Genomic DNA, 13,476 nt, shown 5'->3' with positions numbered 1-13,476 from the left:
GCAGGGCTGCTATGTGCGGAGGACTGTCCTGTGGGCAACGGAATGGGGCCTGCACCGACGCCTCGTGATGCGCACTCCAAGACCTGTCCTGCTGCCCTGGGTGGCTGCTGTCCTCCTGTCCTCGCCGGCCTGTATCGAGGTGCCGGCAATCACTCCCGTGAACAGCGAGGTGCGCATCGTCGCGCCCGCGGGAGTGGCCCATACGAATGGCGTCCTGGAGGTCCGGCTGGAGGTCGCGGGGAATGTCCCGGACCGGCTGGAGCTGCTCCGGGACGGAGAGGTGCTCGCGGTGCTGGAGCCCCCGTACGTGTATGCGTGGGACACCACGGTGGAGGCGGAGGGGGAGCACACGCTGCGGACCCGGACGGTGTTCGGGGAGACGGTGTTCGAGGGGGAGTCGCGGGAAGTGGTGGTGGACCGGACGCCGCCGAGGCTGGTGACGCGGACACCGGAGCCAGGCGCACAGATGGTCTGGGTGAAGGCGCCCATCCAGGCGGAGTTCTCGGAGCCGATGAGGGTGGACACGGTGACGAGCACCACGGTCCGGCTCACGGTGGGTGACTCGGAAGTGTCCCGGACCGTGGGTCTGTCGGGGGATGGGAAGACGCTGACGGTGTCCCCGGGCGAGGGTTATGCGCCGTCGAACCCGGTTCGACTGGTGCTCACGGAGTCCGTCGTGGACCTGGCGGGGAACAGTTTGGTTCCCGAGTCACGTGGCTGGGACTGGGTGGTTCCGTTCTGGATTCCGTGGGGGACTGGAGATGGGGCGCGCACGTCTTTCTCCAGCTATGAAACGATGGAAAGCTACGCATTCGACACCTCCGGCAACCTGATTGCCGTATGGCGCGATACGCGGTCTTCTTATAGCATTCTTCGTGTCAAACGCTTTGCAGCTGGCGAGTGGACTGACTACGGAATTGTAGCCACCAGTCCCAATGGTTTCTATGGGGACTCACTCCTTCTCACAGCAGAGGGGAACCCCATCGTGGCTTGGACAGAACTGCACGACGTCAGTTCTTTCATTATGCGCGTGCATGTCGCCCGGTGGACCGGGAGTTCCTGGGAGCAATTAGGAACAAGCGTTGAAAGCAACGCAGCAATGCCACAAAAAATGCATCCCCATCTTGAGTGGTCCCCATCTGGTCAACCAGCCATTGCTTGGAGCGAGTCGACAGGCCAGGAAGAGACGACTGTTTGTGCCGCGGTATGGAACTCAACTGAGTGGAGCCGCATCGGCGACTGCTTCAGCGCCCTATCTGTCACGAACGACTCAACAAGCCCTGTACTGCGATACAAGAGCGACGCCACTCCAGTCGTCGCGTGGATTGCCAACGAACGCGAAATCCACTCAATTTTCGTCAACGAGTTCATCAACGGCACATGGAATCAACTCCCCAGCGGCGGGCATTACATCTCACACCAGGGGCCGCGCGTCTCACTGACAATAGGGGCAGGAAACACACCCTTTATCGCATGGTCCGATGGCAGCAAAGGTCCGATCAGTCCCCTAACGGTGTCCAGATGGGTTGAGACAGACTGGGTTTCAGAAGGTGCCCAAATATTTTTCGAGGACTACACGGCTCTCAACCACGTAGTCCAGGCCAACAAGGAGGGCACTCCTTTCGCAGTCTGGTCAAACTACGTCCACGCAAACAGGACCGAAGTACACGCAGCACGCTGGACGGGTCGTCAGTGGGAATCGCTTGATGACGCTGGTCTCAACATCGGTTCTTTCAACAACAGCAGCCCTCATTCACTTCATCTGACGCGAGAGGGCGAGCTCATCTTGTCCTGGAGACAAGTCAACCAGTTCTCCCGAATGCGAGTGCGTCGTTTCAACCGCTAGTCCTCGAACACCGCATCACGTTCAGCACCTCTCTTCGCAGCGGCTCTGTACAACTCCACGGACCTTTCCGATGTCAGCTCTCCGATTCTTCATCATTCTCATCGCGGCACTTCCGGCACTCGGACTCGCGGCTCCTCGGCGCATGGTCGTCGCGAGTGGCGACTGCAAGGACGCGGAGCTGGGCAGCCAGGCCAATGCGTTCCTCGGCGCGTTGGTGTCCCGCCCCGAACAGGACGTCCTGAGCACGGGGGGATTCAGCGAGCGCCTCTTCCCTCAGCCAAGCAAGAGCTACGAGGACCTCCAGCGCCAGCTCGACTCTGCCCAGGACCACTTCTACGAAAACCGCAACGCCAAGGCCGCGCAGCTCGTCGACGAGGCGCTCCAGCAGATCAACCGGCTCCCCGTTGGTGAGACGCGCCGGAAGCTCTTCGTGAGCGCCCAACTCCTGCATGGAATCAACTACCGGGCCATGTCGCGACAGAAGGAGAGCGACACCGCGTTCCGCAACGTGCTGCGGCTTCAGCCCACGTACGCGCTCGACCCCGACTACTTCGCCCCCTCGGTGAGGCAGGGCTTCGAGAAGCTGCGGCGGGAGATGAATCAGGCTCGCAAGGTGAAGCTCTCGATACGCTCCACACTGCCGACCTCGGACGTCTATCTGGATGGTCTCAAGTTAGGCCAGTCGCCGATGACGCTCGATGTTCCGGCAGGCACCTATGACCTGACCGTGGTGAAGGGCGACGCCATCAGCTTCCCCCGGCAGATCCAGGCGCAAGGCGTGGACACGCCGCTGCTCGTCGACCTCGCCTACGAGGGCTCCATCATCGCCACGCCGTTCCCCTGTCTCACCACGACCGATGGGAGTAATGAGCGGACCCTGAGCCACGCGGTCCGTCTGGGAGGCACGCTCGGGGTCGAGGAGGTCATCGTCGTGCGCCTGGAGCGCCCCAGCAGCGGCCCCAAGTGGTTCGCGGCCACCGTGCTCAATGTCGAAGGCGGCCAGAAGCTGCGTGAAGGCGGCTTCAAGACCCAGGGCCTCGACGCTCCCGCCGAAGCGCTCTCCGCGCTCGTCGACTTCGTGACCACGGGGCGCTCCCCTTCCAACCTCGTGGTGATGAACTCCAATGGCCGCGCGCCCTGGGAACAACCCAGCACCACCGACAAGAACGGACCTCCACCGGGAAGCGGCCTGGATGTCAGCGCGCCGGACCGCCTGACGGAGGGCGTCACGGGCACTGCATCCCAGTCCACTCCAGGCCTGCGGGTGGCGTCCTACGTCCTGCTCGGTACGGGCGTGGCTGCGCTGGGTGGCGCGGGCGTGGTGCGACTGCTGGCCCAGAAGGACGTGAACGATTTGGAGAAGCGGCTCGAGAACGGACGCATCCGCTCCACGGACCAGGAGTCCCTGCGCCTGCGTGATTCCCTCGTGCAGAAGAACAACCTCCTCACGGGGCTGCTCGTCGGAGGCGGTGCCGCGGCCGCAACGGGCGCAGTGCTCTTCCTTCTCTCGCCCTCACCCGAGGCGCCTCCGCCTGTCTCCGTGGGCGTCGCCACGGACGGCGATGGTTTCTCCGCGAGCCTCTCCGGAACCTTCTGACTTTCGCGCCTTCATGACCTGGCGGCGGCCCACTCCCACGAGGAGTGGGCCCGCCGTGCCTCGCTGCGTCAGACAGGCCGCGCTTTCGCGCACGTGGCGCGCCAGCCTCGCATCCGCGGCGTAGAGTGCCGCGCATGACGCGAGCCCTACTTGCCCTCCTGCTGCTGGTCACGAGCGCTTCCGCCGCGGCCCCTCGCCCCCTCCGAGTGGACTACTTCCACACCGGCAACGCCACCGAGGAGCGCTTCAGCCTCGACAAGGTCGTCATCGAGCCGCTGCCCTGGCCGGGACATCCCCAGCGCACCATCGATGACACCAACCTCGGCAAGTATCTGTACGAGGTGAGAGATCGCGAAACGAACCAGCTCCTCTTCTCCCGCGGCTTCGCCTCCATCTATGGCGAGTGGGAGCTGACCACCGACGCGAAGAGCGAGAACCGCACCTTCCACGAGTCCCTGCGCTTCCCCACGCCCGAGCGGCCCGTGCAGGTGCTCGTGAAGAAGCGCGACGCACAGAACGCCTTCCGCGAGGTGTGGTCGCTCGTCGTCGACCCCAAGGGCATGTTCGTGGACCCGTCCTCGCCTCCCGCGCCGGGCCCGCTCCTGAAGCTCCTGGAGAACGGGCCGCCGGAGCAGAAGGTGGACCTGCTCATCCTCGGTGACGGCTACACCCAGGCCGAGCGCGGCAAGTTCGAGAAGGACGCCAAGCGGATGGTGGACATCCTCTTCACCTTCTCGCCCTTCAAGGAGCGCAAGGCGGACTTCAACGTCTGGGGGCTCGTCCCCGCCGCCACGCAGTCCGGCATCTCCCGGCCTTCCACCGGCGTCCACAAACGCTCGCCCGTGGGCACCACGTATGACGCGTTCGGCAGCGAGCGCTACGTGCTCACCTTCGACAACAAGGCGTTCCGCGAGCTGTCCGCCTTCGCGCCCTACGAGTTCGTGGAGATCCTCTCCAACGGCAACACCTACGGAGGCGGAGGCATCTTCGGCCTCTATGGCACGGTGGCATCCGACAGTCTGTGGGCCCCCTACGTCTTCGTCCACGAGTTCGGCCACCACTTCGCGGGGCTCGCGGACGAGTACTACACCTCCGAGTCCGTCTACGTCCCCAGCGAGGACCGCCTGGAGCCGTGGGAGAAGAACGTCACCGCGCTCAAGGACCCCGAGCAGATCAAGTGGAAGCATCTGGTGACGACTGGGACACCCTTGCCCACCCCTTGGGGCAAGGAGGCCTACGAGAACCACTCCAACGACATCCAGAAGCGCCGCCGCCAGGTCCGCGCCCAGCGCAAGCCGGAGTCGGAGATGGACTCGCTGTTCATCGCCCAGCGCGACTGGGAGGAGAAGTTCCTCTCCTCCCAGAAGTACTCGGGAAAAGTGGGCGCCTTCGAGGGTGCGAACTACGAGGCGCGTGGGTATTACCGACCCCAGCTCGACTGCGTCATGTTCACGCGGGACCGGGTACCCTTCTGCGCGGTGTGTCAGAGCGCGATTTCACAGGTCATCGACTTGTACGCGGGTCAACGCGGCCAGACACCCCGCAAGACTCCGTGAAAGCCTGACTTTTCAAGGGAATCCCGCGTGACATGGCGGTGTCACGCGGGCCCCGCAATGGACCCTCTCCGGGTTCGGGTGTAAGGGGGCGGGGCTACTACCTGCCGCATCCCAATGGAGGGGACCGCATGCTGAAGCGAAATTGGCTTCCAGCTCTCATGACCGCCGTGTTCGTCACGCTGGGCACGGGCTGTGGAGATGAGTGCGTCGACCAGTTTGACTGTCGCGCCGACAACGGCCAGCCGAGCGCTGGCAATGAGTGGGTCTGTGACGACGGCACCTGCAAGCAGGAGCCCGTCACCCGTCCGCCGGACCCGGATGCGGGCACGCCGGATTCTGGTACGCCGGACTCGGGCACGCCGGACTCCGGTACGCCGGACTCCGGTACGCCGGACTCCGGTACGCCGGACGCGGGCGTGACGTGCAGCCCGGCTTGCGCCACGGGTGAGATCTGCGACGTGAGTTCGGGCACGGGCGTGTGCAAGACCTGCCGTGACACGGCGACGGCCGCGGGCACCGACGAGGGCTGCTCCGCCACGACGCCCATCTGCGACCCGACGGGCGCGAGCGGCAAGGGCGTGTGCACGGCGTGCCGTGACACGGCCACGGGCAGCGGCCAGGACAACGGCTGCTCCGCCGAGACGCCGGTTTGCGACCCCGCCGGCAACAACGGCGTGGGCGTCTGCAAGGCGTGCACGGACTCCGCGACGGGCAACGGCCAGGACAACGGCTGCTCGGCCACGGCGCCCATCTGCGACGCGGCGGCCAACAATGGCGCGGGCGCGTGCAAGGTCTGCATGGACTCGGGGACGAGCCCCGACCTGGGCTGCTCCTCTCCTACCAACATCTGCGACACGGCGGCCAACAACGGCGCGGGCGAGTGCAAGGTGTGCAACGCCACCGAGGGTTGCCAGGGTGAGCAGACGTGCAACGCCACGGGCACCGCCTGCGAGGGCTGCGCGGACAACGCCTCGTGCGACCCGTCCACCCCGGTCTGCCGCACGGACACCACGCCGACGGCGTGCGTCGAGTGCACCGCGGACCAGACCGCGCACTGCGATGCGACCAAGCCGGCCTGCAACGCGAACTATCTGTGCGGCTGCACGACGAACGAGCAGTGCGCTGGCGTGCCGGACAGCGCCCGTGACTTCTGCGACACGACGGGCAACAACGGCCGCGGCCAGTGCGAGGTCTGCGTCACCGATGCGCAGTGCGCGGGTGTGGACCCGACGAAGCCCGTCTGCAACAACCGCACGGCGTGCGTGCAGTGCCTGACGAACGCGAGCTGCTCGGCGGGACAGGTCTGCAACACGACGACCAACGCGTGCGAGACGGCTCCGGGCCCGACGGCGGCGGAGACCAGCGAGCAGATTACGGCGTTCCTGAACGCGGACCCCGAGGGCACAATCAACCATGCGGTCAACGGTGCCTACGTAACGTTCATCAAGCCCGCTGTGCCGGGGCAGAACAACGACAGCGATCCCGTGGGCTTCTTCCTCCAGGCGGAGCCCAACGGTCCCGCGATGTTCGTCTCCGATGCCGCCGCACTGAGCCAAGTCTCCGTGGGAGACCGCGTCAGCTTGACCGTCACCGCGAAGGAGGTCGCCAGCGAACTCAAGGAGGCCAGCACTGTCACGAACTTCACCCGTATCAGCCAGGGTCACGGCGTGAACTCGCTCATCGTCGACCGCTCCAGCGCGACAGACCTCATCACGGGGCTTGACACCTACGCGTACGAGCTCATCTCGCTCACGGGCACCCTCACTGACAGTGGGAATGGTCAGGGAGCTGGCTTCACGGGTTATCGATTCACCACGACTGGCATGACCACGGCGGCCGATGGCCTCCGGCTGCGTTTGCCTACGGGCTTCGCACAGTCGCTTGAACTCGCCCCGGGCTGTCAGTTCACCGCCGTGGGCCCCATGTGGCGGTTCGGTGCCACCGCGCAGCCTTCAGCCTTCGCTGCCTCGGACATCACGCTCACGGAGTGCCCGGCCCCCAAGCTGGTCACTGCCGTGGCGACCTCGTCTACAGCGGTCACGTTGACGTTCGACCGCAGCATTGCCCAGGACAGCATCACCGACGTGGCCAGTCAGTTCACCTTCTCCAATGGACTCACCGCCTCGGCGTTCCAGGTGACGGGCCGCCAGGTCTCTCTGACCACAACCGCCCAGACGGCGGGTGCCGCATACACGGTCACCGTCGCGGACACCGTGAGAGATTCGAGGGGCCGTGGCGTGGTCGCGCCGAACAACACAGATGAGTTCACGGGCTTCCGCGTCAGCGCGGTGCTGCGCATCACCGAGGTTCAGCCGAACGGGCCGAGCGGCAAGGACCTGATCGAGCTGCAGGTCCTCCAGGGAGGTACTACTGATGGCATCGTGCTCCAGCAGGACGTCAACTCGCCCACGATCCTCCTGACGTTCCCGGATGTCACAGTGGCCCAGGACGACATCATCGTCGTCCACATTGCCGAGGCCGCCGCGTACGCGAGCGAGACCACCGCCAAGGACCAGTTCCCCAAGAGCGGGACGCCAGCGAACTATGACACCGCATGGGACTTCAAGGGTGGCGCGACGGGCCTCACCTTCTCCAGCCGCATCCTCCTGGTCAAGGATGCTGCAGGAACGATGCAGGATGCGGTCTCGTTCGGGCGCACAGTCGGAACTCCTCCTAATGCATTCCCAGGTAACCTGCAGGCCATCCAGGCCGCCGGTCAATGGCTGCCTGCGGACTGTGGCGGTGCGCTTTGCTCGACGACCTCGTCGCCGACGGCAATCGAGGTCTCGGCCAACTGGACCGATATCCCGACGTCGCAGGTGACGCCGGATACGGTCACCATCCGCCGCGTCAGCGCGACGGATACCAACATGGCGGCGGACTGGGCCGTGGGTCCGTCTTCGTGGGGCGTCGCGAACCCGTAGTCTGATTCCGTCTCCCTGAGACACCGGGCCGCGGTCCCTTCGGGGGCCGCGGCCTTTTTATTGGCGGGGACCCGGCAGCCTTGAATCCATGTCATTCCCGGTGACTACAGTGTCGACTGCACCACGGAGCAGAGCATCCTGCTCCGACGGACCGGAGTCCTCATGCGGTCAAGCCGCGCCCTTTCGCTGCTGCTCATTGTCTCTCTCGCAGCCTGCTCCAGCTCGCCCCCACCGAAGCTGCCCGACACGCCCGACTCGGGCCCCGGCCCTTCCGATGGCGGCGGCAATCCGCTCTCCATCCAATCCACCGCGCTCCCCGACGCCTACCTCGGTGAGTCGTACGCCACGCCCCTCGTCGCCTCCGGCGGCACCGCCCCCCTCGTCTGGAGCCTCGCCAGCGGTGAGCTGCCCTCGGGCTTGAGCATCTCCACCCAGGGCCTCGTGTCCGGCACCTCCACCACCGTCGGCACCTTCTCCGCCACCCTCCAGGTCGAGGACGCCTCCGGCACCCGCATCTCCAAGCCGTTCGAGCTCACCGTCCTCACCCCGCCGACACTCGCCAACACCAACCTGTCGCTCGGCGTCGTCGGCGCTCCCTACACATTCAACTTCACGGCCTCGGGCGGCCGCCCTCCCCTCTCCCTCCATCTCGCCTCGGGCACCCTGCCCGCGGGTCTCCGCCTCGACGCCCTGTCCCTCGTCGGTACCCCCACCACCTCGGGCACGTCGACCTTCACCCTCGAGGTCCGGGATGCCAACAACCGCTCGGCCTCCGCCGCCTTCCAGCTCACCGTCCGCGACGGCCTCACCATCACCGCCACCCACCTCCCCGATGCCTATACGGACAGAACCTACGCCCAGGTCCTCACCGCGCTCGGCGGCACGGCGCCGTACACGTGGGCGCTCGTCAGCGGGACGCTGCCTCCCGGACTGAGCCTCCGTGACTCGGGCCACCTCGACGGGACGCCCACCACGTCGGGCGACTTCACCCTCGTCCTCCGCGTCACGGACTCCGCCGGCGCCACGGACTCGCGTGAGGTCTCTGTCTCGACCTATCTGCCTCCCGCGTTCGCCGCCGTTCCCGCGCTGAGCTTCTACGTCCGCGACAACGTCACCCGCCCCCTCGAGGCCTCCCAGGGCAAGCCCCCGTACCTGTTCACCACGACGGGGCCCCTCCCTCCCGGAATCACCCTCGCTCGCGAGGGGCTCCTCCACGGCCAGCCCACCCAGAGCGGCGACTTCACCTTCAATGTCGTCGCCAGTGACGCCAACAGCCGCACCGTCTCGCGCTCCGTCTCCGTCTCCGTCTCCACGCTGCCCACCATCACCACGCAGACCCTCCCCGAGGCGACTCGCGGCATCGCCTACCAACACATCCTCGGCGCCACGGGTGGCCAGGGCACCCTTTCCTGGACGCTCGCCTCCGGTGCGCTCCCCCCGGGCATCTCCCTGTCGACCCAAGGCGCGCTGAGCGGCACGCCCTCGACCACGGGCTCCCACGCGGTCACCCTGCGCGTCTCCGACGCGAATGGCCGCACCGACAGCCGCGCACTCGCGCTCATCGTCGAGGCTCCGCTTTCCCTGAGCGGCACCCTCGCGGATGGCTACGCGGGCACCTCGTACTCCAGCTCCATCACCGCGGCGGGCGGGCGCGCGCCCTTCACCTGGAGCATCGCCTCGGGCACGCTGCCCTCGGGCCTCAGCCTCTCACCAGACAACGGGCTCGTGTCAGGTACCCTCGGCCCCACCGCCGCCTCCTCCACCGTCACCCTTCGCGTCACCGACGTCGCCAGCCGCGCCGCCACGCTTCAGGTCACGGTCTCCGTCTACGCGCTCCCCAGCGTCACCACGGACCTGCTGCCGCCCGCCACGCTCGGACAGCCGTACTCGACCCAGCTCGCCGCCTCCGGTGGCAAGGCGCCCATCACCTGGAGCATCGCCTCGGGCACGCTGCCCTCGGGACTGAGCCTCTCCACGTCCGGACTCATCAGCGGCACCACGAACGCGAGCGCCACCACCTTCACCGCGCGCGCCACCGACGCCAACGGCCGCTTCGCGGACAAGAGCCTCTCGTTCACCATCATCGAGCCACCTCCCGCGGTGACGACCACGACCCTCCCCGACGCCACCGTGGGCCAGCCCTACTCCGTCACCCTCACCGCGTCCGGTGGCAGGGCGCCCCTGCGGTGGAGCACCTCGAGCACGCTGCCCGCGGGGCTCTCGCTCTCCACGACGGGGACGCTCTCCGGCACCCCCTCCACGGCGGGCCCCCCGCGCATCACGTTCGTGGTGACCGACGACCGGAACTCCTTCGCCTCACGCGAGCTGCCACTCAACATCCTCCCCGCGGGCGTCGAAATCACCGTGGGCCACTGGAACCTCGAGTGGTTCGGCTCGGACACCCTGGGCCCTCCGAACTCCACCTCTCCGGGTGGCGCACCCGATGACCTGCAGATCGCCCACACCCGCGACATCCTCCGCGACACCGGCGCCAACATCTGGGGGCTCGTCGAGGTCGTGGACAATCAGGACTTCGAGACCGTGCTCGCGCAGCTCCCCAACCACCAGGGCTTCGTCGCCAATGACTGGAGCCGCGTCCCCAACACCGGCGGCTACTACTCCACGAACGAGCAGAAGCCGGCCATCCTCTACGACGACAGCGTCACCTTCCAGAGCGCCGAGCTCATCCTCGTGGAGAGCGAATCCCTCTTCGCCGGACGCCCTCCCCTGCGTGTCGACTTCACCCTGCGAGGGACGACCACGCCCCTCACCGTCATCGTCCTGCACATGAAGGCGTTCGCCGATGAGTCCTCATACGGGCGGCGACGGGAAGCGAGCCTCGGGCTCAAGTCCTATCTCGACAACCAGGCGCTCCAGAACGTGTTCGTCATCGGAGACTGGAATGATGACGTGGACGTGTCCATCACCACCGTCGCCGGGGTGCCGCTGGCCACGCCCTTCGAGAACTTCACCAGCGACTCGAACTACACCTTCATCACCGGGGCCCTGTCGAGTCGCCCGGAGAGCACCACCACCAGCCACTCCGACACCATCGACCACACGCTCGTCAACGCGAGCGTCGCCGGGACCTTCATCCCGGGCTCGCTGACGGTCATCCGACCCACGGGGATTCCCAACTACGGCAGCGTCGTCAGCGACCATTACCCGGTCGTCAGCCGTTATGCCTTTGGCGGAGCACCGCCGGCTGCGCCGAGGGTCATCATCAACGAGGTCCTCGCCAACGAGCCCTCCACCCCGAACGGCGACGGCACCTCCACGCCGGACCCCGATTACGAGTTCATCGAGCTGGTCAACCTGGGAACGGCCCCCGCCGACGTGTCCGGGTGGACCTTGTCGGACTCCGTCAGCGTCCGTCATGTCTTCGCCAACGGGACCATCGTCCCCGCGGGCAAGGCGTACGTCGTGTTCGGTGGGAATCGTGGCTACTCGCCCGGTACACCGAACACCGTGTCCGCCTCGTCCGGGGCGCTCGGGCTCAACAACAGCAGCGACTCCGTGTTCCTGCGGGCGCTGGACTCGGCCCTCGTGGATGACTTGAGCTACACGGCCACCGAGGACGACACCTCCATCAATCGCTCGCCCGACGCCCAGGCCGGCGCGCCCTTCGTCCGCCATCCCCAGCTCAACCCCACGCTCCGCGCGTCCCCCGGACGGCGCGCGAGTGGTTCGGCGTTCTGAGCGGACGTTGCGGCCCCTGGGTGAGCGTCTTCAGCGAGACGGCGTGGAGGAGCCGCCTCCACGCTGCTCACCCGATGCTCGTCCTCGGCGGCCCTCGCGCTCGCGCTCGGTGGAGATGTCCCGAGGTGGGCTCACCTCCACGTCCACCTCGCGCGCGACCCAGCCGCCAGGGCCGTCGTCGTAGGTCACCTTGACGGCGTCGCCTTCACGCATCGACGCCAGGCCCACGGCGTTCCCGTTCAGCCTCAACCGTGTATCGGGGACGACCTCGATGTCCTGCTCCACGCCCGCGCCGTCGCGCACGAGCAGCTCGTTGTCCCCCACCCACGTCACCCGGCCGTGCAGGATGCCCGAGGGCTCGGCGTGCCCCGAGCCTCCCACGCCCTGCGCATCCGGGCCCTTCAGGGCCTCGGGGTCCGGCGCCTTCTCACGCGAGGCCATGAGGTCCCGCCAGAACGCCGAGCGCAGCTCACGGTTCTTCGCGGAGGGGAGGCCCTCGCCGCCGCCTCCTCCCGTGTCCTCGTGAGGCTCGCAGCTCACGCCCCAGACGCCCAGCAGGAGCCCCAGCGCCCACCCCCTGACCCGGCGTTTGCGGTTCATCGTCCCGGCCTCCCCATGCGTGTCGTTCCAGAGCCGGAACCACACACCCGACGCATCCGCTGCTTCCGCGTCAACATGTGAACGCTCCAGGCAGCCGAGAACCCCTAGTCCCCACGCCCCGGCCTCACAGGTCCAGGGGCAGGCAGGCGTCCCCCCGCGCGCATGCCTCCCCCACGTGGACTTCGCGCCTCAGAACTTCCACTCCGTCTGCTTGCCGAGCGCCGCGCGCGTCGCCGCCACATCCCGCAGCGCCTTGAAGGGCGAGGCGTCGGCCAGCTTCACGACCGACTCCAGGACCGCGGCCGCCATCCCCACGTTGTCGCTGGCGATGGCGCCGTCCAGACGCTCGAAGAGCTGACGGAAGTTCTCCCGTCGCTCGTCGAAGCTGCGGTCCAGGTAGTCCATGAGCACGTCGCGCATCGCGTGGAGGTGCTCGACATCCACCCGGGATTGCTCACGCAGCCGGGTCTGCTCCGTGCGCTCCTTCTGGATGTCGCGCACGCAGTCGGCCACCACCTGGATGCCCGTCAGCACGTCCTTCAGGGACAGCTCTGTCTTCAGCGTCATGGCGTCTCCCTTTGGAGCAGGCCACGCGACTGCTCCAGCAAGGTCTCCAGTTGGGTGTTCAGGTCTCCGCCGTCGGCGAAGAGGGGCATCCGCATCAGCTCGCGCTGGGCATTCACCAGCTGCATCGCGGTGGCGAACCGGGCCAGGTGGACATCGTCCTCCGCGTCGAACCGGCCTCCCAGCGCCCACTGCGCGCCGAGCACCCCGCTCAGCTCCTCCACGCGCGTGCAAGCCCGTGCCAGCAGCGCGATGGCCGCGTCGATGGACGCGACCTGGGCGTCGAGCTGCTGTTGCAGCACCTCGCGAGCACCGTCCAACCGCTGAACCGCGTCCCGATGTCGCGCCTCGGCCTCTTCGCCAAGGTCCTTGGCGTCCTTCATGCTGTCGATTCCGTCGTACGCCTTCTTGGCGCCGTAACCCATGAGACCTGCGAGGAGGAACGCGGCGGGAATGAGCGGCAGTGGCATCACACATCTCGGCAATGAAACCCAACCATGAGCGAGGCGTCGCAATCCGCGACACCCTTCAGACCCACGCTGGGTCATGACCGCCCCGAGGGAAATACCACTCCGGGGTGAGACTCCGGGGAGCCCTTTCCCTCACGCTCGCGACTGTATCCCGTTACCATTCACTTCACGGGTAGAGACAGACGTGAGCGGTCGCCTTCCTTTGGCGCCGGGCGGGGAG

The 13,476-nt window shown here is 66.9% G+C and carries 8 protein-coding genes; 5 read left to right on the top strand and 3 right to left on the bottom strand.

Features of this window, described 5'->3' with window-relative positions:
• Positions 1 to 157 precede the first annotated feature (157 nt).
• The 5 genes from VZQ01_RS21500 to VZQ01_RS21480 all read left to right on the top strand — a co-directional run bounded on the left by VZQ01_RS21500 (position 158) and on the right by VZQ01_RS21480 (position 11,622).
• The gene (locus VZQ01_RS21500; RefSeq protein WP_426748867.1) at positions 158 to 1,846 is read left to right on the top strand and encodes an Ig-like domain-containing protein; all 1,689 of its coding nucleotides are present in this window, start codon (positions 158 to 160) and stop codon (positions 1,844 to 1,846) included.
• Between the two features lie 142 nt (positions 1,847 to 1,988).
• Positions 1,989 to 3,443, top strand: coding sequence for a PEGA domain-containing protein (locus VZQ01_RS21495; RefSeq protein WP_426748866.1), 1,455 nt, complete (start codon positions 1,989 to 1,991; stop codon positions 3,441 to 3,443).
• Between the two features lie 134 nt (positions 3,444 to 3,577).
• Entirely contained in the window at positions 3,578 to 4,999 is a 1,422-nt protein-coding gene (locus VZQ01_RS21490) for an IgA Peptidase M64 (RefSeq protein ID WP_426748865.1), read from the top strand.
• Between the two features lie 128 nt (positions 5,000 to 5,127).
• The gene (locus VZQ01_RS21485; RefSeq protein ID WP_426748864.1) at positions 5,128 to 7,923 is read left to right on the top strand and encodes a lipoprotein TP_1001-related protein; all 2,796 of its coding nucleotides are present in this window, start codon (positions 5,128 to 5,130) and stop codon (positions 7,921 to 7,923) included.
• A gap of 162 nt (positions 7,924 to 8,085) precedes the next feature.
• Positions 8,086 to 11,622, top strand: a complete 3,537-nt coding sequence (locus VZQ01_RS21480) for a putative Ig domain-containing protein (RefSeq protein WP_426748863.1) — start codon at positions 8,086 to 8,088, stop codon at positions 11,620 to 11,622.
• A gap of 30 nt (positions 11,623 to 11,652) precedes the next feature.
• On the opposite strand, the gene VZQ01_RS21475 is transcribed toward VZQ01_RS21480, so the two are convergent.
• The 3 genes from VZQ01_RS21475 to VZQ01_RS21465 form a co-directional block, all read right to left on the bottom strand.
• Positions 11,653 to 12,222 carry a hypothetical protein gene (locus VZQ01_RS21475; RefSeq protein WP_426748862.1) on the bottom strand — a complete coding sequence of 190 codons (570 nt, stop codon included), beginning with the start codon at positions 12,220 to 12,222 and terminating at the stop codon, positions 11,653 to 11,655.
• 189 nt (positions 12,223 to 12,411) lie between these two features.
• Positions 12,412 to 12,789: a hypothetical protein gene (locus VZQ01_RS21470; protein WP_426748861.1), complete on the bottom strand. Its 378-nt coding sequence runs from the start codon at positions 12,787 to 12,789 to the stop codon at positions 12,412 to 12,414.
• Positions 12,786 to 13,256, bottom strand: a complete 471-nt coding sequence (locus tag VZQ01_RS21465; RefSeq protein WP_426748860.1) for a hypothetical protein — start codon at positions 13,254 to 13,256, stop codon at positions 12,786 to 12,788. The genes VZQ01_RS21470 and VZQ01_RS21465 overlap by 4 nt, the downstream gene beginning before the upstream one ends.
• Between the last annotated feature and the right edge of the window lie 220 nt (positions 13,257 to 13,476).

The organism is Myxococcus faecalis (assembly GCF_050039385.1).
Lineage (GTDB): Bacteria > Myxococcota > Myxococcia > Myxococcales > Myxococcaceae > Myxococcus > Myxococcus fulvus.
The sequence above is the reverse complement of the archived record's forward strand: the minus strand, read 5'-3'. Positions and strand labels throughout refer to the sequence as shown.

What these genes read in the sequence shown, in the direction of transcription:
- VZQ01_RS21495 (WP_426748866.1), top strand. Translation starts at nt 1,989, where the DNA reads ATGGTCGTCGCGAGTGGCGACTGCAAGGACGCGGAGCTGGGCAGCCAG.
- VZQ01_RS21490 (WP_426748865.1), top strand. Translation starts at nt 3,578, where the DNA reads ATGACGCGAGCCCTACTTGCCCTCCTGCTGCTGGTCACGAGCGCTTCC.
- VZQ01_RS21485 (WP_426748864.1), top strand. Translation starts at nt 5,128, where the DNA reads ATGCTGAAGCGAAATTGGCTTCCAGCTCTCATGACCGCCGTGTTCGTC.
- VZQ01_RS21480 (WP_426748863.1), top strand. Translation starts at nt 8,086, where the DNA reads ATGCGGTCAAGCCGCGCCCTTTCGCTGCTGCTCATTGTCTCTCTCGCA.
- VZQ01_RS21475 (WP_426748862.1), bottom strand. Translation starts at nt 12,222, where the DNA reads ATGAACCGCAAACGCCGGGTCAGGGGGTGGGCGCTGGGGCTCCTGCTG.
- VZQ01_RS21470 (WP_426748861.1), bottom strand. Translation starts at nt 12,789, where the DNA reads ATGACGCTGAAGACAGAGCTGTCCCTGAAGGACGTGCTGACGGGCATC.
- VZQ01_RS21465 (WP_426748860.1), bottom strand. Translation starts at nt 13,256, where the DNA reads ATGCCACTGCCGCTCATTCCCGCCGCGTTCCTCCTCGCAGGTCTCATG.